General features: G+C 43.0%; 22 protein-coding genes and 1 tRNA gene. 7 read left to right on the top strand and 16 right to left on the bottom strand.

All coding sequences use genetic code 11. The features are described from left to right. Nucleotides 1-15 precede the first annotated feature (15 nt). The 3 genes from ACZ5GB_RS03810 to ACZ5GB_RS03800 are packed head-to-tail and all read left to right on the top strand — an operon-like array spanning nt 16 to nt 2,749. Complete coding sequence (locus ACZ5GB_RS03810) at nt 16-1,047, top strand: EpsG family protein (RefSeq protein ID WP_464327653.1); 1,032 nt, start codon at nt 16-18, stop codon at nt 1,045-1,047. Further along, nucleotides 1,044-1,916, top strand: a complete 873-nt coding sequence (locus tag ACZ5GB_RS03805) for a glycosyltransferase family 2 protein (RefSeq protein ID WP_464327652.1) — start codon at nt 1,044-1,046, stop codon at nt 1,914-1,916. Before ACZ5GB_RS03810 ends, ACZ5GB_RS03805 begins: the two co-directional genes overlap by 4 nt. Next, nucleotides 1,913-2,749 carry a glycosyltransferase family 2 protein gene (locus tag ACZ5GB_RS03800; RefSeq protein ID WP_464327651.1) on the top strand — a complete coding sequence of 279 codons (837 nt, stop codon included), beginning with the start codon at nt 1,913-1,915 and terminating at the stop codon, nt 2,747-2,749. The genes ACZ5GB_RS03805 and ACZ5GB_RS03800 overlap by 4 nt, the downstream gene beginning before the upstream one ends. On the opposite strand, the gene rfbD is transcribed toward ACZ5GB_RS03800, so the two are convergent. Genes rfbD through ACZ5GB_RS03775 form a run of 5 tightly spaced genes read right to left on the bottom strand, consistent with a single transcriptional unit; the run spans nt 2,742 to nt 6,717 of the window. Then, nucleotides 2,742-3,584, bottom strand: coding sequence for a dTDP-4-dehydrorhamnose reductase (rfbD, locus tag ACZ5GB_RS03795; RefSeq protein WP_464327650.1), 843 nt, complete (start codon nt 3,582-3,584; stop codon nt 2,742-2,744). The two genes, ACZ5GB_RS03800 and rfbD, sit on opposite strands and share 8 nt — an antisense overlap. Continuing rightward, nucleotides 3,581-4,567, bottom strand: a complete 987-nt coding sequence (gene rfbB, locus ACZ5GB_RS03790; RefSeq protein WP_464327817.1) for a dTDP-glucose 4,6-dehydratase — start codon at nt 4,565-4,567, stop codon at nt 3,581-3,583. The genes rfbD and rfbB overlap by 4 nt, the downstream gene beginning before the upstream one ends. A 5-nt stretch (nt 4,568-4,572) precedes the next feature. Beyond that, nucleotides 4,573-5,139 (bottom strand): dTDP-4-dehydrorhamnose 3,5-epimerase, encoded by a 567-nt coding sequence (gene rfbC / locus ACZ5GB_RS03785; RefSeq protein WP_464327649.1) that lies wholly within the window; start codon nt 5,137-5,139, stop codon nt 4,573-4,575. After that, a complete protein-coding gene (gene rfbA, locus ACZ5GB_RS03780; protein WP_464327648.1) occupies nt 5,129-6,019 on the bottom strand; it encodes a glucose-1-phosphate thymidylyltransferase RfbA in 891 nt (296 codons plus the stop codon). Before rfbA ends, rfbC begins: the two co-directional genes overlap by 11 nt. An 11-nt stretch (nt 6,020-6,030) precedes the next feature. Further along, nucleotides 6,031-6,717, bottom strand: coding sequence for a Wzz/FepE/Etk N-terminal domain-containing protein (locus ACZ5GB_RS03775; RefSeq protein ID WP_464327647.1), 687 nt, complete (start codon nt 6,715-6,717; stop codon nt 6,031-6,033). Between the two features lie 45 nt (nt 6,718-6,762). Between ACZ5GB_RS03775 and glmS the strand changes: the two genes are divergently transcribed. Then, on the top strand, nt 6,763-8,541 hold the full coding sequence (gene glmS / locus ACZ5GB_RS03770) for a glutamine--fructose-6-phosphate transaminase (isomerizing) (protein WP_464327646.1): 1,779 nt from the start codon (nt 6,763-6,765) through the stop codon (nt 8,539-8,541). 2 nt (nt 8,542-8,543) lie between these two features. Here the strand turns inward: glmS and ACZ5GB_RS03765 are convergent, their stop codons facing one another. From ACZ5GB_RS03765 to ACZ5GB_RS03755, 3 genes are all read right to left on the bottom strand, one after another. Further along, a complete protein-coding gene (locus tag ACZ5GB_RS03765; protein WP_464327645.1) occupies nt 8,544-8,894 on the bottom strand; it encodes a TlpA family protein disulfide reductase in 351 nt (116 codons plus the stop codon). A 67-nt stretch (nt 8,895-8,961) separates the two neighbouring features. Then, nucleotides 8,962-10,191 carry a threonine synthase gene (gene thrC, locus ACZ5GB_RS03760; protein ID WP_464327644.1) on the bottom strand — a complete coding sequence of 410 codons (1,230 nt, stop codon included), beginning with the start codon at nt 10,189-10,191 and terminating at the stop codon, nt 8,962-8,964. Between the two features lie 51 nt (nt 10,192-10,242). Next, complete coding sequence (locus ACZ5GB_RS03755) at nt 10,243-10,509, bottom strand: hypothetical protein (protein WP_464327643.1); 267 nt, start codon at nt 10,507-10,509, stop codon at nt 10,243-10,245. Between the two features lie 378 nt (nt 10,510-10,887). Between ACZ5GB_RS03755 and hemL the strand changes: the two genes are divergently transcribed. After that, a complete protein-coding gene (hemL, locus tag ACZ5GB_RS03750; RefSeq protein ID WP_464327642.1) occupies nt 10,888-12,162 on the top strand; it encodes a glutamate-1-semialdehyde 2,1-aminomutase in 1,275 nt (424 codons plus the stop codon). On the opposite strand, the gene ACZ5GB_RS03745 is transcribed toward hemL, so the two are convergent. The 7 genes from ACZ5GB_RS03745 to ACZ5GB_RS03715 form a co-directional block, all read right to left on the bottom strand. Then, complete coding sequence (locus ACZ5GB_RS03745; RefSeq protein WP_464327641.1) at nt 12,154-13,806, bottom strand: lytic transglycosylase domain-containing protein; 1,653 nt, start codon at nt 13,804-13,806, stop codon at nt 12,154-12,156. The two genes, hemL and ACZ5GB_RS03745, sit on opposite strands and share 9 nt — an antisense overlap. A gap of 1 nt (nt 13,807) precedes the next feature. Beyond that, nucleotides 13,808-14,215, bottom strand: coding sequence for a hypothetical protein (locus tag ACZ5GB_RS03740; RefSeq protein WP_464327640.1), 408 nt, complete (start codon nt 14,213-14,215; stop codon nt 13,808-13,810). After that, entirely contained in the window at nt 14,208-14,438 is a 231-nt protein-coding gene (rpoZ, locus tag ACZ5GB_RS03735; RefSeq protein WP_464327816.1) for a DNA-directed RNA polymerase subunit omega, read from the bottom strand. Before rpoZ ends, ACZ5GB_RS03740 begins: the two co-directional genes overlap by 8 nt. Before the next feature lie 18 nt (nt 14,439-14,456). Beyond that, nucleotides 14,457-15,716 (bottom strand): nicotinate phosphoribosyltransferase, encoded by a 1,260-nt coding sequence (locus tag ACZ5GB_RS03730; RefSeq protein ID WP_464327639.1) that lies wholly within the window; start codon nt 15,714-15,716, stop codon nt 14,457-14,459. 87 nt (nt 15,717-15,803) lie between these two features. Further along, nucleotides 15,804-17,831 (bottom strand): DUF3536 domain-containing protein, encoded by a 2,028-nt coding sequence (locus ACZ5GB_RS03725; RefSeq protein ID WP_464327638.1) that lies wholly within the window; start codon nt 17,829-17,831, stop codon nt 15,804-15,806. Then, complete coding sequence (locus ACZ5GB_RS03720) at nt 17,828-18,778, bottom strand: acetyl-CoA carboxylase carboxyltransferase subunit alpha (protein ID WP_464327637.1); 951 nt, start codon at nt 18,776-18,778, stop codon at nt 17,828-17,830. The genes ACZ5GB_RS03725 and ACZ5GB_RS03720 overlap by 4 nt, the downstream gene beginning before the upstream one ends. Nucleotides 18,779-18,797: 19 nt before the next feature. Beyond that, nucleotides 18,798-18,873, bottom strand: a tRNA-Val gene (locus tag ACZ5GB_RS03715). A gap of 19 nt (nt 18,874-18,892) precedes the next feature. Between ACZ5GB_RS03715 and gmk the strand changes: the two genes are divergently transcribed. Together gmk and ACZ5GB_RS03705 are read left to right on the top strand one after the other, a co-directional pair. After that, entirely contained in the window at nt 18,893-19,528 is a 636-nt protein-coding gene (gmk, locus tag ACZ5GB_RS03710; RefSeq protein WP_464327636.1) for a guanylate kinase, read from the top strand. Beyond that, nucleotides 19,525-19,794, top strand: a complete 270-nt coding sequence (locus ACZ5GB_RS03705) for a cupin domain-containing protein (protein ID WP_464327635.1) — start codon at nt 19,525-19,527, stop codon at nt 19,792-19,794. The genes gmk and ACZ5GB_RS03705 overlap by 4 nt, the downstream gene beginning before the upstream one ends. Nucleotides 19,795-19,804: 10 nt before the next feature. Here ACZ5GB_RS03705 and ACZ5GB_RS03700 read toward each other — a convergent pair whose 3' ends face one another. Further along, complete coding sequence (locus ACZ5GB_RS03700; protein ID WP_464327634.1) at nt 19,805-21,382, bottom strand: alkaline phosphatase D family protein; 1,578 nt, start codon at nt 21,380-21,382, stop codon at nt 19,805-19,807.

The following is a 21,382-nucleotide window of genomic DNA, read 5'->3' as shown; positions in this document are numbered from 1 at the left end:
TATGGAGGCTGGGAAGTGAATAGATATGCTGTTCCCTTACCGTTTTCTTTAAGAATTAATAAAAAAACTCTTGTGTTATTTACAGTTGCACTACTTCTTATCTTTATCGCTGGATTTAGACCTATTGGTTTGGATAGAGATTCACCAAATTATGTAAGTCTTTTAAATATTCCTTTCTCTCAAGCAAATTTCTTAGATAAAGAGCCAGCTTTTTGGATGCTTGTGGAAATTAATAGGGTATTATTCAGTAGCAATGAGCGTACCTTTTTCTTAATCTTTGCTATTATTGGAGTTTCTCTTAAAATTTTAGCGATAAATAGGCTTTCATCAATGCCTTTCCTTAGCCTATGGGCTTATATTTGTTTATATTTTATTCTTCATGAAATGACACAGATAAGAGCAGGTGTAGCATCTGGAATCTTTCTGCTTGCAATTCAAGATATTGTAAATAGAAATTTTAAAAATTATTTAATCAAAACTTTTTTAGCAGTTATGTTTCATTATTCGGCTATAATAATGTTGCCACTATATTTTTTAAATCCAAAGCGTATAAATTATGCACTATTTTTAACATTGCCTATTTTAGGAATAATTTTAGGTATATTAACCAAAAACGAGATGAGGTATTTAATAGAGATATCTTCTGAATTTTTACCTGAATTTATAGGCGTTAAAATAAACACATATTTATCACTTCTTGAGATGGGATTGTTCAATAGGTTAAATATAATAAGAAATTATTTAATTGCAGGCTTATTGGGAACTTACTATTTTCTTTTACTCAATACAAAATATCTAAAATTTAATTTAGATTTAATCATGATTAAGATTTTAGGAATAATGTTATTTTTATTTTATTCACTACTAGCAGTACCTGTTTTTGCTGGGAGAATTTCAGAATTTTTGGGTGTGGTGTTAATAATTTTGATTCCACATATTGCCTTGATGTTTAAACAAAAAGATATCATAAAAGCATTAATTTTTCTTTACCTTTCTGGTTGTTTAATTCTTACTGCTAAATTATTAAACTTTGAGGTGATTCTATGAAAGTTTTTGTAGTGTATGTGACTTACAACCCAGACATTGAGCTTTTAGCTAAATCTATTGAAAGTATATATCATCAAGTGGACAAGATTTATGTTGTTGATAATACACCTGGTGGTTGTAAAGAATTGGAAAGGTTTGCAAAATTGAAAAATATACAAATAATTTATCTTCTGGACAATTTCGGTATTGCATATGCTCAAAATGTGGGGATTAGAAAAGCTTTGGAAGAAGGTGCAGAGTATATTATGCTTTCTGACCAAGATACAGTATATCCTGAGAACTATATAAAAGAGATGTTAAAAGGCTTTTCCTATGATGAAAAAGTTGCAGCAGTTGCTCCAAGGTTTGTGGATATAAATAGTGGTAAAGAAGCAGGTTTTATAAAACCTTCTATATTTTTTAAGCGCTTTTATCCTAAAAGCGGCACTCATGAAGTGATGCAAGCTATTGCTTCTGGGAAAATATTGAAAGCAAAATATTTAAATAGTATCGGGTTAATGAATGAAAAACTTTTTATGGATTGGGTTGACTTAGAATGGTGTTGGAGAGCGAGAAAGAAGGGTTATAAAATTATTGGAAATGCTAATATTATTATAAGTCATAAATTGGGTGAGAAATCTAAAAATATTGGTTTTAGAAATGTAAATATACGGAGTCATATAAGACATTATTATATCACCAGAAATGCTTTCTATTTAGCTTTATATTCAAAGGATTTAGATATTTTTCACAGAGTTCTGTTGTTTTTAAAATCATTTAGATATATACTTGGTTACCCCCTTTTAGCCAAACCGCATCTTACCAATCTTAAATATTGTCTCCTTGGCTTTTGGCACGGAATTACAAAGAGATTAGGAAGGTTAGAATGACCCACCTTTACGGCTCTATCGTTCTTTATCGCAACAAAAAAGAGCAAGTCCTAAAGGCTATAAATAGCTTTCTTAATACTGAGCTAAAGGTTAAGCTATTTTTAGTAGATAACTCTCCTGATGACAGTTTAAGAGAGCTTGAAAAAATAGACTCAAGAATAGAATACATCTTTAACAACGCAAACCTTGGCTACGGGAAAGCTCATAATATAGCTATTAGGAGGTCCATAGAGGATAATGTGCCATACCATCTTGTGCTAAATCCTGATGTTTATTTTGAAAAGGGAGTTTTGGAAAAGCTTTATGAATATATGGAAAATCATCCAGATGTGGGGAATGTTATGCCAAAAGTGGTTTGCCCAGATGGGTCTATCCAGTATTTATGCAAGCTTCTCCCAACGCCAATAGACCTATTTGTTAGAAGATTTATTCCTTTCAAATCCATAAAAGAAAAATTAAACTATAACTATGAACTTAGATGGACAGGATATAACATAGAGATGAATGTACCATTTCTCTCAGGCTGTTTTATGTTTTTAAGAGTTTCTGTGCTAAAAGAAGTGGGTCTTTTTGATGAGAGATTTTTTATGTATGGAGAGGATACGGATTTAAATAGAAGAATACACAGGAAATATAAAACTATGTTTTATCCTTACTGCACTGTGGTACATGAACATGGTAGAGAATCTTATAAAAGCTTTAAAATGCTTAAAATTCATGTAATTAATATGGCAAAATACTTCAATAAATGGGGATGGTTTTTTGATAAAGAAAGAGATAGAATAAACAAAAAGGCCATAGAGGAGATAAAAAGGTCCTTAGGTATTACGTAAGATCTAAACAAACCCTTTCTAACTCCTCTCTCCACTCTCTAATCTCTATATCCAGCTCTTTGCTTATCTTTTCATTGCTCATAGCTGACCATCTTGGCCTTTTGGCTGGTAGGTTAAAGTCCGATTGGTATGCTGGGTAGATAAACTTGTTTATGCCCTTTAATTTGAAAAACTCTTTGGCCCACTCATACCTTGAGGCATAGCCAGAGTTGGTAAGGTGATAAAGGCCTGTTAACCCTTTTGAAATAGCTTTTAGGGAGACTTCCACTATGGTGGTAGTAGAAGTAGGCACAGAAAACTCATCGCAAGCCACCTTTAAAATGTCATTATTTTTGGACCACTCAAGGAGTTTATAGAGGAAGTTTTGGCTTCCGCTTCCGTAGACCCAGCTAACTCTAAGGATAAGATAGTCTTCAAGAGTGTTTCTTATGACCTCTTCTCCCAATAGTTTGGAAAGAGCATATTTATTCAAAGGGTTTGGAGTGTCCTCTTCTGTGTATAGGCCTTCCTTTTTTCCATCAAAAACATAGTCGGTAGAATAATGAACAAGCTTTGCCTTCACTTCCAAAGATGCCAAGGCAAGGTTATAAACTCCCTGCACATTTACCTTGTAAGCACTATGAAAGTCTGTTTCAGCCTTATCCACATAATTGTAGGCTGCACAGTTTAAAATCACGTGGGGCTTGTATTCTCTTACCACCTTTATAACTTCCCAAAAATTGGAAATGTCCAAAGTATTCCTATCAAGGGCAAGAAAGTCTGCCTTTACACTTCCTAAGGCTTTTATAAACTCCTTGGCAAGCTGCCCTTTGGCACCTGTGATTAGGTACTTCAAGAGTACACCTTCCTCCAGAGGTTTTTAAGCTCCTCTTCCTTCTCTTGGACCCAGTCTAAGTGATTTAGATAAAAATCTACGGTAAGCCTTAGGCCTTCTTCAAAGTCTGTTTTTATGCTAAAACCGAGCTCTCTTTTTATCTTTTGGCTGCTCATCCTGTACCTAAAATCATGCCCTGGCCTGTCCTTTACAAAGGAAATAAGGTCCTCTGGCTTTCCAAGGATCCTTAGAATGGCCTTTACCACCTCTAAGTTTTCCTTTTCTATGCCGCTACCAAGGTTATAAACCTCTCCTACCTTTCCCTTTTCCATAACAGTCAAAACACCTTCCGCACAATCTTTTACATAAAGCCATTCCCTTCTATTCTTCCCTGTGCCATATACTGGTATAGGTTCGTTCCTTATGGCCTTTAGGATTACCACTGGTATAAGCTTTTCTGGATACTGCCATGGTCCATAATTGTTGGAAGGCCTAACTGTAATAACCGGTAGGTTATAGGTTCGGTAGTAGGCTCTTCCAAGCATGTCTGCAGAGGCTTTGGAGGCAGAGTAGGGTGAGTTAGGCCTAAGGCAAGAATCTTCCGTAAACTCGCCTTCCAAATCTTCCAGCTCTCCATAGACCTCATCGGTAGATATGTTTATAAACCTTTCCACTTCAAACTTTTTTGAAAGGTCAAGTAAGTTAAAGGTGCCTTCCACGTTGGTTTTTATAAAGGATAATGGGTCTAAGATGCTTCTGTCTACATGACTTTCTGCCGCAAAATGCACCACCATATCTGGCTTTTCTTCCCTAAAGACCTTTTCCAAGCTCTCCCTGTCTGTTATATCCACCTGAAAAAACTTTATATGTTTTATCACATCTTCAAGCCTTCTTAGGTCTCCTGCATAAGTTAGCTTATCCAAAGCCAAGATATCATATCCCTTCTCCAAGGCCACCTTTACAAAATGACTTCCAATAAAGCCTGCTGCTCCTGTAATAAGCACTTTTTTCAAAGTAGGTCCTCCTCTTTTAAGTCTTTAAGATAGGGCAATCTCTTGTCCTTCTCCGAAAGGATCAAAAGGTTTGGGTCCTTTATGGGCCAATCTATGGCAAGGTCTGGGTCATCAAACCTTATGCCTGCATCATGCCCGGGAGAGTATTCTGAGTGGGAGACCTTATAGATAACCTCTGCATAATCGGATAGGACCAAAAAGCCATGGGCAAAGCCTGGGGGTATCCAAAGCATAAGCTGGTTTTCTTCCGAAAGCCTAATGCCAAACCACTTCCCAAAGGTTTTGCTTCCCTTTCTAATATCCACAGCCACGTCAAATATCTCACCTTTAACACACCTTACCAGCTTTCCTTGAACCTTTGGCTTCTTTTGATAGTGTAGCCCTCTTAAGGTACCTTTAACAGAGGCTGAATGATTATCTTGTAAAAACTCCACCTCTATTCCATTTTTGTAAAACTCTGACCTTTTGTAAAACTCCAAGAAAAAGCCTCTCTCATCCCTAAAGACCTTTGGCCTTATTAAAACCAAGCCCTCAAGTTCAAGCCTCTCAAACTCAAAGGGCATGCTCTTCCTCCACAAGCTTTATAAGATATCTTCCATAATCTGTTTTTGAGAGAGGTTTTGCAAGCTCAAGAAGCTCCTCTTTACTAATCCATCCGTTCCTGTAGGCTATTTCTTCCAAGCAACCTATCATAAGCCCCGTTTTGTTTTCAATGGTGAAAACAAAGTGGCTTGCTTCCAAAAAGCTATCATAAGTTCCTGCATCAAACCAAGCAAAGCCCCTTCCAAGGGTCTTAACCTTTAGCTCTCCTATGTTTATGTATTCCTGAAGAACAGAGGTTATCTCAAGCTCTCCCCTCTCGGAAGGCTTTACCCTTTTGGCAAACTCTACAACCTTTTTGTCAAAGAAGTAAATGCCTATAACCGCAAAATGGGATTTGGGACGCTTTGGCTTTTCTTCTATGCTTATAACCCTTCCCTTTTCATCAAACTCCACAATACCAAACCTGTGAGGGTCTTTTACATAATACCCAAAGGTATAGGCACCAGTCTTGCCCTCTTCCACCTCCCTTTTTGCCTGATCAAGCTCCTTCCATACATTGTGTCCATACAAAAGGTTATCACCAAGTAAATACATAACATTGGAGTCTTTTATAAAATCCTCTGTAAGGATCAAACCCTCTGCAAGGCCGCTGGGCCTTTCTTGAAAAACATAGCTTAAATTCAACCCAAGCCTTTGAAGAACTTCAAAAAGCTTTAAAAACATAGGCTCATCTTCCGGGTTTATCACAAAGACAATGTCCTTAATCTTTAAAAGCATAACTAAGGAAATGGGATAATAGATCATGGGCTTGTTGTAAATGGGAAGAAAATGCTTATTTATAAGCTTTGTGGTTGGATATAGCCTTGTGCCACTTCCCCCTGCAAGGATAACAGCTTTCATATCATACCCCACTATTTTTCTGTTTTAAGCCAATCATAAAACAAAGCTATAAATATGCTTAAAAGAAAGGCGGAAAAAGTGGAAAGAAAGACTATTTTAAACCTTTTGGGAGAATATGGCTCGTAGGGAGTTTGGGGCATGCTGGTGATTATCAGATAGTTAATGTCTTTACCCGGTGAGTAAAGCTGGTTGATTCTGCTGTTTACTTCTTTTATGAGGGCAAGGTTAAACTTGGCTGCAACCTCGGGAGAAGAGTGAATTACTTCAATCTTTATGCTTCCATCCTTTTTATCAACATCTGCTTTTATCTTAAATTCTTTTTCAATTTGCTCTAAAGGTGATCTATACTTGGAAGAGTTATAAAGGCCTGAGGATTTTAAAGCAGAGATGGCCACATCTTCACTGTTGAAGTAGGGTAGTATCATGTTTGTATTGACTTCAACATTGAGGTTTATAATGGTGTTATTGCTATATTCTTTAAGGATATCTTTTAGCCTACTTATTTCTATCTTTTTAAACTCCATTAAATTTGGAACCACACTTGCCTGGGATTTATATTTGGGCTTAATCATATTTGCCGCCAGTGCGGAAGCTATTAAAGCAAAAACAGTAAAAATTAGTATAAAGACCTTATACTTCCAAAGCTTTAATAAGAGTTCCCTTAGGTCTATCTCTTCGTTTAGGTTTTTTCCCTCCATGGTTGATAGATATTATAAAGCACTCCTACCTTATAATTTTACTCCATGTGTGGAATAATAGGCTATGTGGGGTCCAATCCTGCCCTTTTGGTGCTACTGCAGGGGCTTGAGAGGCTTGAGTATAGAGGGTATGATTCTGCCGGTGTGGCTCTCATAGAGAACGGGAGCCTCTATGTGGAGAAGAAGGTGGGAAAGATAAGGGAGCTGGTAAGAAGCCTGTGGGGGAAGGAGCTGAAGGCTGTGGCTGGCATAGGACATACCAGATGGGCCACCCATGGTGAGGTCTGCGAGCTAAACGCCCATCCTCATACAGATAATAGAGGAGAGTTTGCGCTGGTGCACAACGGCATTATAGAAAACTACAGGGAGCTAAAGGAGGAGCTGGAGAGGCAAGGTGTGGAGTATAGGTCCCAAACGGACACGGAAGCCATAGTGCATCTCATAGCACTAAACTACGATGGAGACCTTCTTAGGACGGTTTTAAAAGTTATAAAAAGGCTAAAGGGAGCTTACGCCTTTGCCGTCATATCCACAAAGGAGCCCAACAGGATTGTGGCCGTAAGGTATGGAAGCCCTCTGGTGGTGGGTGTGGGAAAGGGTGAAAACTTTATAGCTTCGGACATACCAGCCCTCTTGCCCTTTACAAGGACCGTTATACCCTTGGGGGATGGTGAGGTGGTAGATTTAAGGCCTGATGGCTTCTTTATATACGATTTTGAGGGGAACCTGCTTACAAAGGAGGCTATGCATATCGCTTGGGATGTTATCTCTGCGGAGAAGGGGGGCTTTAAGCATTTTATGCTAAAGGAAATCTTTGAACAGCCAAGAACCTTAGGAGATACCATAAAAGGCTACATATCCAGAGATTATGAGATGCCCATAAACCTTAAGGATTTTAGGCGTGTGCTTGTGGTGGCCTGCGGCACCTCCTACCATGCGGGCCTTGTAGGAAAGTATTGGATTGAGAAGTATGCCAAGGTGCCGGTGGAGGTGGTTTATGCCTCTGAACTAAGATACTCGGACAGCCCTGTGGACGAGAGGGACTTAGTGCTTGCCATATCTCAATCTGGTGAGACTGCGGACACGAGGTTTTCTGCCCTTGCCATGAAGGAAAGGGGTGCCACTCTTTTGTCCATAGTGAACGTGATAGGGAGCGCCCTTGACAGGGAGTCGGATTACACCCTTTATACCCATGCCGGTCCAGAGATAGGCGTGGCGGCCACAAAGACCTTTACGGCCCAGTTGGCCGTGCTTTATGCCCTTGCCATAAGCCATTCGGAAGAAAGACAAAGCCTGATGGACGGCCTTTTGAAGGTGCCACACCTTGTGGAAGAGGTGCTTTCCGATGCAGAGGCCATAAGAAGCTTAGCCTTAAAGTATGCCGATTACAAGAATGTCCTTTATCTGGGTAGGTATTTGAGCTATCCCGTTGCCCTTGAGGGAGCTTTAAAGCTCAAAGAGATCTCTTACATACACGCTGAGGGCTACCCTGCTGGTGAGATGAAGCATGGGCCCATAGCCCTTATAGATGAAAAGACGCCTACGGTGGCTGTGGCACCAAGGGACAGGGTCTATGAAAAGATCCTTTCCAACATAGAGGAGGTTTTGGCAAGAAAGGGAAAGGTCTTGGGAGTTGGCTTTAAGGGTGATGAAAACCTCAAAAGGCTTTGCACAGACCTTATAGAAGTGCCTCCCATTGAAGAGGACCTTACTCCCTTCTTGACCGTAGTGCCTCTGCAACTCTTTGCCTACTATATGGCGGACTACCTTGGCCTTGATGTGGACCAGCCAAGGAACTTGGCAAAGACGGTCACCGTTGAGTAAATCTAAGGAACATATAGGCCCGGGTAGGATTTTATAAGTTTCCCTTTTTCGTCAAAGAGGTATGTGGAAGGCAAAAAGGTTATGGGAAAGTGGTCGTTGAAGCGCACCTCCGTATCAATCAATGTGATAAACTTTGGTTCAATCCCTATGTCCTTGTAGCTCTTTATCACATCCTCTCTTTCCATGGCTATGGCGTAGGAGATTATGGTGTAATCTTTCCTCTCTTCTGTAATCTGGTTTAGCCTTCCAAGGTCCTTTGAGTGGCCTGCGCATGTCCTACTCCACACATAAAGGAGCACCTTTTTGCCCTTATAGTCCGAAAGGTAGACCTTTTTACCCTCAAGGGTCTTCACCTCTATTTTGGGAAGAGTGTCCTTGGAACAAGATATAAAAAGGAGGGAGAGGAGAAGGAGCAAATACTTAAACACGGGCAAGGATCTTTTCTTTAAAGTCTGCAAGGGTTGGCTTTATGTGAATGGTCTCCTTAAGGTGGTTGTCTAAGACCTCCATGGTCTTGTAGCCGTTGCCCGTAATGTAGGCTACCACCACCTCATCCCTTCTGAAGGCGCCTCTTTGAGCAAGCTTTTTAAGAACTGCAATGGTAGTGCCACCTGCCGTTTCTGTAAATATACCTTCTGTCTCCGCAAGGAGCTTTATGCCTTCTATGATCTCCTCATCGGTGGCAGTTTCCCAATCTCCTTTGCTTTCTTTTGTGACCTGGAGGGCGTATATGCCGTCGGCTGGGTTTCCTATGGCTATGGACTTGGCTATGGTGTTGGGCTTTACAGGCTTTATAAAGTCCCTTCCCTCCTTCCATGCCTGAGCTATGGGAGAGCATCCTTCCGCCTGGGCGCCGTAGACCCTTGTCTTTACCTCATCTATTAGGCCCACTATGGCCATCTCCTTTAGGCCCTTCCATATTTTGGTGACAAGGGAGCCTGAAGCCGCTGGCGCTACCACCGCATCCGGCGCTCTCCAGCCAAGCTGTTCCACTACCTCAAAGGCTAAGGTTTTTGAACCTTCTGCATAGAAGGGCCTTATGTTTATGTTGACAAAGGCCCAAGGAAGCTCATTGGCTATCTCTGAGCATAGCCTGTTTACATCGTCGTAGGTGCCTTCCACTGCCACCACTGTGGGAGAAAAAACAAGGCTTCCGTATATCTTTTGGGATTCAAGGTTGGCTGGGATAAAGACAAAGCAGTTTAGGCCAGCCTGTGCAGAGTGGCTTGCTACCGAATTGGCAAGGTTCCCAGTGGAGGCGCAGGCTGTAGTATCAAAACCAAACTCTATGGCCTTGGATATGGCAACGGAGACAACCCTGTCCTTAAAAGAGAGGGTTGGGTGGTTTACCGAATCGTCCTTTATGTAAAGGTTGTCAAGGCCCAAAAGCTTGCCAAGGTTTTCCGCCTTTTTTAACGGTGTAAAGCCCGCGTGAAAGCCCACCCTTGGCTCTTCCACGGGTAAAAGGTCTATATACCTCCATAGGCTCTTTGGACCTTCCTCTATCTTCTTCCTGCTTATGTTCTTCTTTATCTCCTCATAGTCATACTTGACCTCAAGAGGGCCAAAGCAGAACTCACATACATGGATAGGCTCTATGGGGTACTCTCTTCCGCACTCCCTACACTTGAGAGCCAGGGCCTTTGCCATTCTACCACCTCCAAAAGAATCTGGAAAGAATTAAGATTATAATATATGCCACTACTTAATAAGTCCAAAAAGCTTTGCTATAACCTCTAAGGCCTCCTTGTTTAAAAAGATTATGGCAAATAGGAGGATTAAAAACAAGATGGTGAATTTTCTGTCAAGCTTAAGGATTTCATTTTCTATCTTTGCTTCAAGCTCTGTTTTTAAGGTCCTCATCTCCTGCCTCAAGGCCTCCATTTCTTGCTTTATTAGCCTTATCTCTCCATAAAACTCCGCCTTTGTTATAAGCTCTTTCGTAAGCCCCTCGGTCAAGTGCGGCATAGTTAAAATTTTAGACAAAAAAACTATTAACAGCAAGGAATAGCAGTTATAATATATGCTAAATACGTTGGGAGAGAAATTCATCCTTTGTAGTGGCAGGTTTTAAACCTGCCAAATTATAAAACACCGGGCGGGTTCAAGACCCGCCACTACTTTTGGATTTTTTATTAGTAGTTGCACGGCATGCCGTGCTTCTACATTTCTTGTCTCATTTATTTTTTGCAAGAAGGTATGATGGTATCCCAGCTTCCTAATTAATTTCTCACCGGCGTATTGTTTGTATCATTTATTTTTTGCAAGGGTAGGAGTAGTAGTAAGACATTCTTTTGATTAATTTCTCACTCGGCGTAAGGAATAGCGGTTTATAATATATGCTAAATGAAAAACAGGGAACTCTTTGAGAAGGCAAGGTCTCTTATGCCGGGGGGTGTTAGCTCTCCGGTCAGAGCCTTTAAGGCTGTAGGTGGGGACCCTATCATAGTCTCAAGGGCAAAAGGCTCAAGGCTTTGGGATGTGGAAGATAAGGAATACATAGACTTTCTCATGTCTTGGGGGCCTCTCATCTTAGGCCATGCCCATCCCAAAGTTGTGGAAGCGGTAAAAGAACAATCTCAAAAGGGGCTTTCCTATGGCCTTACAAATCCTTATGAGATAGAGCTTGCGGAGCTTGTGGCCTCTTGCATGCCCTCTGTGGAGATGGTAAGGTTTGTCTCTTCTGGCACGGAGGCCACCATGTCCGCCATAAGACTGGCAAGGGGCTATACGGGCAAAAAATATGTGGTGAAGTTTGAAGGCTGTTATCATGGGCATGGTGATGCCCTTTTGGTGAGTGCTGGGTCTGGTGTGGCCACCCTTGGCATTCCGGGAACTCCGGGAGTGCCGGAAGAGGTAGCAAGGCTCACTCTTGTGATACCCTATAACAACACAGAGGCCTTAGAAGAGGTCTTTAAAAGGTATGGGGAAGATATAGCCTGCGTGATAGTGGAGCCTGTGGCTGGGAATATGGGTGTGGTCCTTCCAAAGCCGGGCTTTTTGGAGGCCATAAGGGACCTAACTAAAAGGTATGGTGCTCTATTTATCTGCGATGAGGTCATTACCAACTTTAGGCTTTCTAAGGGTGGGGCCCAAGAGGTTTTTAACGTAGAGCCGGATATTACATGTATGGGGAAAATACTTGGTGGTGGTATGCCCTTGGGAGCATACGGTGGAAGAAGGGAGATTATGGAGAAGGTGGCACCAGAGGGGCCTATCTATCAGGCAGGGACACTTTCGGGCAATCCCCTTTCCATGGTGGCTGGCCTTGCCACCATAAGGGAGCTTCTAAGCCTTGACCCATACCAAGAGCTGGAAAGGCTAACAAAGAAGCTCACAGATGGCCTTTCTAAAATACTATCGGACAAAGGCATAGCCCACCGCATAAACCAGATAGCCTCCATGTTTACAGTCTTCTTTACAGACAGAGAGGTCTATGACTATGAAAGTGCAAAAAGCTCAAATACAGAGCTCTTTGGAAGGTTCTTTAGGGCCCTGCTGAAGGAAGGTGTTCTCATACCACCATCCCAGTTTGAGGCATGGTTTTTAAGCACGGCTCACCAAGAGGAAGATATTGACCTTGCCCTTGAGAGGATAGACAGGGCAATAAGGTCACTTTAATAGGTCAGAATAGACATAGTAGTTGTAAAGCACCCTCTTTACGTAGTTTCTAGTTTCCGCTATTGGCACCGTTTCTATAAAGAGATAGACATCTTCTGTGCTGTTCCAGTCTTTCACCCTTGTGGGGCCGGCGTTGTAGCTGGCAAGGGCCCTAACTAAGTCTCCATTCCACATATCAAGCAGATATCTAAGGTAGGCCACTCCTAAAAGTATGTTGGTCTCCGGATGAAAGAGGTTTTTTATCCTTATTCCCTCCCTTCTTGCCACATACTGGGCTGTGCCATCTAGGAGTTGCATAAGGCCCTTGGCGCCCGCGACGGAGATTGCATAGGTGTCAAAGAGGCTCTCCTGCCTCATAACCGCGTATATTAAAGCTGGACTAATGCCGTAGGTGTTAGAAGCCCTTTCTACTATATCCCTATAGGGCTTTGGAAAGGCTACCGCGCTGTATACAAGGCTTCCATAGCCGTATTTTCTAGTGGCAAGCCTGATGGCAAGGTAGGTGTCAAGCTTTGATAGGGCAAGGATATCGGAGGAGGTCATCTCCCTTATCCTTTTGAAGGCCTCAAGCCTTGCATACTCTGGAAAGCCGGCAAGCCATATTGCCCTTATAATACTCGCAGTTTTTGGAAAACTCTCATCCTCCATCACCACCCTCATGGCCTTGCTTGCCACAGGAAGGCCAAGCATGGCGCTGGATACCGCATAGTAAAAGCCATTTCCATTGGATGCCTTTATAAGATACTCGTTGGCTCTCTCTTTGTCTATCATAAAGGCGCTCTTGTAGGCCCAAAAGTAGCTGGCAGACCTCTCCTCCTTATCCCTTGTGTATTCCAAGGACCTAAGAAAGCTCTCAAGAGCCTTTGAATAGTTCCCTAAGGCATAGTAAGAAAGTCCTAAGTTAAACTCCCTCCTGTAAGATGGTTCCATGCGAGAAAGGTAATCAATAGCACACCCATAGTTCTCCCTTGTCAAACACTGCCTTCCCATTCTAAAGAGGGCATCGGACAAAAGCTTTTTATCTTGAATGGTAGAAAGTATCCTTTCGCTTTGATCTTTTTGGCCAAGCTCAAAGTAGAGGACCGCAAGGTCCGCCTTTGCCCTCTCATCCTCACACCTTTCAAAGATCCCAATGGCCTTCTCCCTTTCCTTAAGAGATAGATAGGACCTTCCAAGCATATAGCATGTCTTACCGAATTCCAAAGGCTCCAAAAGGCTTATCACTTCTTTGTAATACCTTTTTCTGAAGAGTTCTTCCGAGGCACTAAGGGCCTCCTCTGGGCTAAGCCTTAGCTGTGGTATAAACTCTCTGAAAATCACTGGGTGTTTTAAAAAGCCTTCCTTTGGATCGAGCCCAAGCTCCTTCCATAGGCCGACATAGTCATCTTTGTACTGTGAGCTTAAGTTCTTTGGATTTATATCCTTAATTAGCCTTTTGGCCTCTTCTTCCCTTCCCTTAGACTTTTCCAGCTTTGCCAAAAGGAGCATAAGGTCATCTTTGAAGACCGCATCGGGGTAATCCTTTAGTATCCTGTAGGCTATGGAAGGGTCTGAAGTCTGTTTGAATTGAATAAGAAGTTCATACTCTTTTGGAAGTTGGGACCAAGCGTAAAGGAAGGTAAGGAGTAAGAGTAATAAGGGCATACTATCTTATGTAGATGATTATGAGGAGTATGAGTATGCTCAAAAGCAGGTTTATACCTATGAGGTTGGGAATGTGGGAAAGCTTACCTCTTCTAAATAGGAGAAAGTAAATGTAGGAAAAGACTATAACCATAAGGCCAAAGAGGAAAAGCTTTATGTGAAAGAGAGGATTGTCCGAAAAATCCTTTCTGTAGCCATGCCATAGGCCCATGCCGGTGAGGAAAAGCACAAGTATGGAAAGCCAAACGGCCAGGAAAAACCTATGGAATACCTGTTTTAAAAACTTACCTCTTTGCTCTTCTTGTGTTATCTCTTTTAAAGAAGGCCTCAAAAAGAGCAGGCTGTATATCATTCCCCCTATCCACACTATAGCAAAGAAAAGGTGCAGGAAAAGAAGGCTCTTAATCATTGTTTGCACTCTTTTTAATCTTTATAACTTGCACCTTACCTTGGGCTATATCTTCTATGGCTTGAAAGGTCTTTTTTATTAGCTCACCTCTTGCTCTGTCTCTGATGAATATATCATCTCCCCTTTCAAGGAGCTGTTTTACCCTCTTTGCCGCCGCATGCACAAGCTCATACCTTGAAGATACCTTTTTAAGAGCTTCCTCTATGTTTGGCCTTCTACTCATCATACACCTCCTTACATATTATATTATAAGCACCTTGTATTCGGCCTTCTCATGCAAAGATTTTAAACTCTCCGGAAGCCTTGAAAACTCCTCCATAAACACTTCTCTTATCTCCTTAAGGCTTGGAAGTTTCTTTATAAGGTTTCCTTCTTTGCATACCATCTCCACAAGGCCCCCTTCCCTGTAGGGTACCACCTCATCATAGGCCATAAGGCCATCCTCATAGTGTCTTATTACCTGTCTCTTGTATGGAAAGGTAGCCTTTCCTGGGCTTAGCTTAAACTTGGGCTTTCCCTCATACTCTACAAGCTTGTAGGCTATGTCCAGATAGGGTGCGTCTGAAGAGGTCAAAAGTTTGGTGCCCACACCAAAGGCATCTATGGGCGCAGACCTGGAGAGCCACCTGTCTATATCCATCTCATCCACCCCTCCACTGACAAGGATCTTCACATCCCTAAAGCCCTCCCTATCAAAGATCTCCCTTACCTCTTTGCTTAGCTCCTCCACATCTCCGCTGTCAATGCGCACACCAACTACTTTTATGCCTTCCTTCATAAGCCTTAGGGCCTTTTTTGCCCCTTCAAGAGTGTCATAGGTATCAATGAGAAGCACTGTCCTGTCTGGAAAGCTCTTGGCAAAGGCCCTAAAGGCCTCTTCCTCCTCTTCAAAGACCATGACAAAGGAGTGGGCCATGGTTCCAAAGACTGGGATAGAGTACTTCATACCAGCAAAAAGGTTGGAAGTGCCAGAAAAGCCTGTTATGTAGGTTGCCCTTGCCGCATAAAGGCCCGCATCAAGGCCATGGGCCCTCCTTAGACCAAAGTCCACAAGGCCCTTCCCCCTTCCAGCTATATAGCATCTTGCAGCCTTTGAGGCTATAAGAGTGTTGTAGTGTATAAGGTTTATCACTATGGTCTCAAGGATTTGCACATCGGGCAAAGAGCCCTCCAGCTGAACTATAGGCTCATTCTGGAATATGATCCTTCCTTCGCCTATTGCGTAGAGGTTTGACCTAAAGCTATACTCTTTTAAATAGTCTAAAAACCAATCTTTGAAGATGCCAAGGGATTTGAGGTATTTTAGCTCTTCATCGCCAAAGCGAAATTCTGAGAGGGCTTCAAGGAGAGGTTCAAGCCCGCATGAAACCAAAAAGTTCCTGTTTTCTGGAAGCTTTCTAACAAAGAGGCTAAAGACTGCTTTGCCAGTTTTGTTTGCCTCAAAGTATGCTTGAGCCATTGTAAGCTCATAGAGGTCTGTAAAAAGGGACTTAAAGGGCATGAATACTATTTTACTTGATTAAACCCAAAAGCCTTGCTATGAATTCCAAGGCATCTTTGTTCAAAAGGACCAAGGCTGAAAGCAAGATTATAAAAAATCCAAAAGCCTCAGAGCCTCTCCAGATAACCTATCCCTGTTTTCCCATGCCCAGTTTTGAAGCTCCCAAAGGTTTACCATAAGCTCCATCCTGCCCACAGACCTGTTATACTCTTTTACAAGGCTTGCAAGCCTTTTTGCTTCCTCTTCCGAAAGACCCAAATTAACCTTTCTACTAATATACTCTTCAAGCCAAAACTTTAACCTCTCATCGCCAAGGTCTATCCCAAGGCCTTCCGCCTTCTTTAACAGCTCTTCCACCGCCTCCAAAGGTGCCACCTCTTTTAGCAAAAGGTAAAGCCTTAGCTTAAGGTAGTCCTTTACCCTTGACTTTAAAAGATCATCGCATTCAAAGGGGCTTCCCTTGGCATAAAGGATCAGGTTTTCAAATAGATGCTCGTAGCTCTCTTCAAACTCCACATCCTCTTTAAAGTATTCCATGACCCAGCCCTTTAGTAGCCAGCCAAGCAAAGGCTGTGGAATCCTATCGGTGCTAAAATCTTTGAGGTCCTCCGCCTCATAAAACTCTTCTTCTGTTTCTTCATCCTTTAAAAAGACCCTCCAAGGCTCAAAGCCCTCCACCTTGTAATAAAACTTTCCAAGCCTTCCCTCCTGTGGTACAAGGTCTGAAAGCTCAAGGATCACTATGGACCTTACCATATCCCTTTCTGATACCACATGAGGTAAGACAAGCTTTTGCCAAACACCCAAGCCGTTGCCATAGACCTGCACGTTGCTTGGTGTATCGGAAAGGATGTCTAAAAAAGCTTTTTCTACAGACCTATCGCCAAGTAGGTCTATGGCCCTTTTGGCAAAGAGAAGGTTTTTTACTGCCTCTATGCCCGATATGTCTGCAAAGAACCAACCATCGGAAGAGAAGGCATAGCTCACATACTTGTAAGCGTAAAGTAGTCTAAGAAGCTTCCTCTTTTCCTCCGGGCTTACATGGCCCTTAAGATGCCTTTTGAAATAATCTTCCTTTGGACCTCCCATTAGGACCTCTACAAAGTCAAAGAGGGCCTCCTTTGGGTCAAGGGTGTGTTGAGAAAGAACATCAAAAAGCCTTTCCTTTACCTTGGACCTTAGGACTTCAAGGGCTTCCCTCAAGGGTTTTCTCCACTTTTGGTGCCAGCCTGGCTCCCCTCCCGTAGAGCATCCGCAGTCAGACCTCCACCTTTCCACACCGTGGGCGCAGCTCCAAGAGGTGTATTCGTTTATATCCGCCTCACCCTCTGGATGTAGGCTTTCACAAACCTTTTCAAGGGTGCTTATGTTTGGATGGCTTTCCAAAAGGTAGGCAAGGCCCATCTCTCCAAACTTTTTGTGGTGGCCAAAGGTTTCACCATCAAGGGCTATAAGGATTATGCCCTTTCTGTCCCTTGTTCTCCTTATTACCTCATCCATATGGTTTATCAGCTCTCCAAAGGCTATGCCATGGGACAGCTCTCCATCGTAGACAAAGATGTCTATGTGGCCCTCCGGAAGATGGTGCCTCAAATAGTTGCCCTTTGTTTTTACTTGATGGGGTGCAAGGATGGTGTATTTTATGCCGTGTTTTACAAGGAGGGATAGGGTCCTTTTGTCTACCGCTAGCTCTGGAAGCCAAAAGCCTTTTGGCCTTCTTCCAAAGACCTTTTCAAAGGCCCTTATGCCCCAAACTATCTGAACCTCCCTGTCTTCCTCCGGGTCAAGGGGCAGTATGGTGTGGTTAAAACCGCTGGCTATTGCATTTTGGCCTGCCCTTTTTAGCCTTTCCACAAACCAAGGCCTTTCCTTCAAAAGCCAAGAGAGTAAGCTGTAGGTGAAGTCAAAGCTTATGCCCTGGTAGTTGTTGACCACCTTTAGGACCTTTCCATCCCTTGTATAATGGGCGTACATGTTGGGAAGGTAGGACTCTCTAAAGATCCTTTCGTTCCAGTTTTCAAAGGGCATGGCGGATGGCTCTGTAGGAACTAAGCCAAGGTATGGGTTTTCCCTAGGTGGCTGATGAAAATGGCAATGAACGCAGAAGAAGTTCATACCTCCACAAAGGCTCCCATCTTTTCAAACTTTTTTATCCTATCTTCCACAATTTCCTCCGGCTTTAATCTCAAGAGGTCCCTTAGGTGCCTCCTTAAGAAGAACTTTAAAATCCTTGCGCTCCTTCTGTGGTCCCAATGGGAGGCTCCAAAGGGCTCGGGAATTATCTGGTCTATCACTCCAAGCTTTAAAAGGTCTTGGGCTGTAAGCTTTAGGGCCTTGGAGGCCTCTTTTACCTTGCTTTGGTCCTTCCAGAGGATGGCCGCACAGCCTTCTGGCGAGATAACAGAGTATATGGCATTCTCCAGCATTAGAACTCTGTTGGCCACCCCCAAGGCAAGGGCTCCGCCAGACCCACCTTCACCTATGATAACGGCTATGGTAGGAACTTTTAAGTAGCCAAAGATATATAGGCTTTGGGCTATGGCTCTTGATTGGCCCCTCTCTTCTGCACCTATGCCCGGGTATGCCCCCGGCGTATCTATAAAGGTTATTATGGGCATGCCGTATTTTTCCGCCAGCTCTGCCACCCTTATGGCCTTCCTATAGCCTTCTGGGTGTGGCATGCCAAAGTTTCTCTCCATCTTTTCCTTTGTTGTCCTTCCCTTCTCCTGCCCTATTAGGGCCACAGGCATGTGGTCAAAGTAGGCAAAGCCGGCCATTATGGCTTTGTCATCCCCAAAACATCTGTCTCCGTGGAGTTCTATAAAGTTTTTGAAGATAAGGTTTATGTAGTCTATGGTGTGGGGCCTTTGGGGGTGTCTGGCAAGGAGAACCTTTTCCCAAGGGTCAAGCTTTGAGTAGGTTTCTTTGGCTTTCTTCTTGAACTCCCTTTGTAGCTTCCTTAACTCCTTTTCCTTCTCCCTTTCTCCAATGGCGTATAGCCTTTTTAGCTGTTCTATCTTTTGATACAGCTCTTGGAGGTCCTTTTCAAAGTCTAAGAACATCAGAAAAGATTATACACCATGGTAGGCGCGGGCGGATTTGAACCGCCGACCTCTGGCGTGTCGGGCCAGCGCTCTGCCAGCTGAGCTACGCGCCTTTAGGTTTATAATTATAACATGCTATTCGTACTTTCTGCACCTTCCGGAACGGGCAAGACCACTGTGGCAGAAAGGTTGCTTAAAAGCTGTCCCGGTGTAAGAAGAATAATAACGGCCACCACAAGGTCCAAAAGGGAAGGGGAAGTGCATGGAGTGGATTACCTTTTTATAAGCTATGAGGAGTTTAAAGAGAAGATAGAGGAAGGCTACTTTTTGGAGTATGCGGAGGTTTACGGCCACTACTATGGCACTCCAAAGGACCAGGTTATAAGGAACGAAGAAGAAGGCGTAGACTCTCTTTTGGTCATAGATGTGCAAGGGGCAAAGAAGGTAAGGGAAACTTACAAGGATTCTATCCTCATCTTTTTGATGCCACCGAGCCTTGAAGAACTAAGAAGAAGACTGCTTACAAGGGGCTACGGCACAGAGAACTTGGAAAAGAGGCTAAGGAAGGCAGAAGAAGAAATAGCCTGTGCCAAGTACTTTGATTATATAGTGGTGAACGAGTTTATAGACAAGACGGTGGAAGCCCTGTGCCACATAATCAAGGCACAAAGGCATAAAAAGGAAAACTTCTTTAAAAGGCCTACCCCTTTGGATGAAGAGATTCTTAGAATTATAAAAGAAAGCCAGTGCCACACCTTTGAGAGATGATGGACATTGAAAAGGCTAAAGAGAAGCTAAGGGCTATGGGATATGAGGGCATATACCTCTGGCAGGACCCACCGGGCACTTACTATGACTGGCACACACATCCAGAGGACGAGGTGCGATACATTCTGGAGGGTGAGATGACCATAGGGACTGAGGAAGGGGTTTATCATCTAAAGGCTGGGGACCTATTAGAAGTGAAGGCTGGCACAAGGCATTGGGCAAAGACGGAGAAGGGAGTGAAGTATCTTTGTGGGAGTAGGAGATAATTAAAACCTTTTAGCCATATTTCTCCAGCCTTCCGTAGGTATAAACAAACTCTGCATCCACTTCCTTAGGCGCATCCTTTCTGTATTTGTTGACCGTATATACTATTACTCTGGCCCTATCTCTATTTAGATTAAGCACAGAATAGCCCCAGTTTTTCATATTGAGATGTTTTATCCAAGGGTTTTGTAGCATTTCTGCCCTTTCTACCTCTTCTATAGAAGTATAATTTGGCCAGTTTCTTTTCCACCAACCCATCTCTTTTGAATTAACAGAAGATATGGCTGGCGTCATAAACTCTGCACCAAGCACTTCCTTTGGCTCTTGATAGCTGTCTGGAATCTCCGCTATAAATGTAGCATGTCTGTCTCCGGTTGAGATTAGTAAGTTTTTCATGCCTTCCCTCTTTAAAAAGTCCAGTATTTTTTGCCTTTCGCCCGCATAACCATCCCAAGCATCCAAAGAACCAAACTTGCCATCCACAAGGCTTTGAGAAAACTGCACATCATTGCCCCAAACCTTCCAAACAAACTTATCTTCTTTTAACTTTTTCAAGAACCATCTTAGTTGGTCTTGGCCAAGCATGGTAGTCCTATACTGTTCTGCACAGCCGGGTGCACCATACTTTCCTCTGCAAGGCTGTTTGTCTCTGTAGCTTCTTCCATCGGTCATTATAAGATGGGCCAAGCTTCCTATTTTAAAGTCGCGGTAGATGGTTATCCATAGTAAGGGGTCTCTGTTTTGAAAGTTTGTCTTTACTCTGGCTGGTATATACTCAAGCCAAGCCTTTATGGAATCCAGCCTAAGCTGTAGCAATTTTTCCCTTTCTCTGATGGGATAGTCTCCAATCCAGTATTCCCTTTGGTAATTGTAGTAGTAGTCGTTTAGAAACTCATGGTCATCCCAAGTGTGCACAAAGGTATGCATGGCTCTGGCAAGTCTGATGTCTGGGTCGGAAAGGTAGGTTCTGTATAAGTATCTATAATCTTCCAAGTTTTGGACTATGTTTGACCCTGACGGAAGCTCCAAAAGCCTGCCCGCCACCCTTGGTGGGCCGTATATCTTTTCGTATATAAAGTCTCCCAGATGAACCACCAATTGAAGGTCCTCTTGGGCCATATGCCTGTAGGCTGTAAAGTAGCCATCGGCGTAGTTCTGGCATGTGGCAAAGGCTATGCTTATATCTTGTGCCTCCTCTGGAAGAGTTTTTAACCTTCCTATCATAGAAGGCACATCTGCATAAACAAACCTGTAGTAATAGGTTCTTCCGGGTTGCAATTTTCCTTCCAGGTCTATCCTTACCGTGTGGTCATCTTTGGATGATATGCGGTCCCATGGTAGTCTTCCAGAAAATACAAGCCTTTTGAAGTCCATATCTTCCGATATTTGTAGGATTAGGTCCTTTTTCATCCTTTCATGCACCTTTGGGTTTATACGGGTCCAAAGGATGGCGCCGGTGTGCGTGGGGTCTGCGCTTGCCACACCTTGAGGGAATACCTCCTCCGTATCCATGGAAAAGCTAAGGCGGTTCAAGGACAAAAGCATTAGGGTGGCAAGGCTACCTTCCAAGAACTCCCTTCTTGTGATCAT

Source organism: Hydrogenobacter subterraneus (genome assembly GCF_055390195.1).
This window is presented reverse-complemented; position numbering and strand designations above follow the sequence as displayed.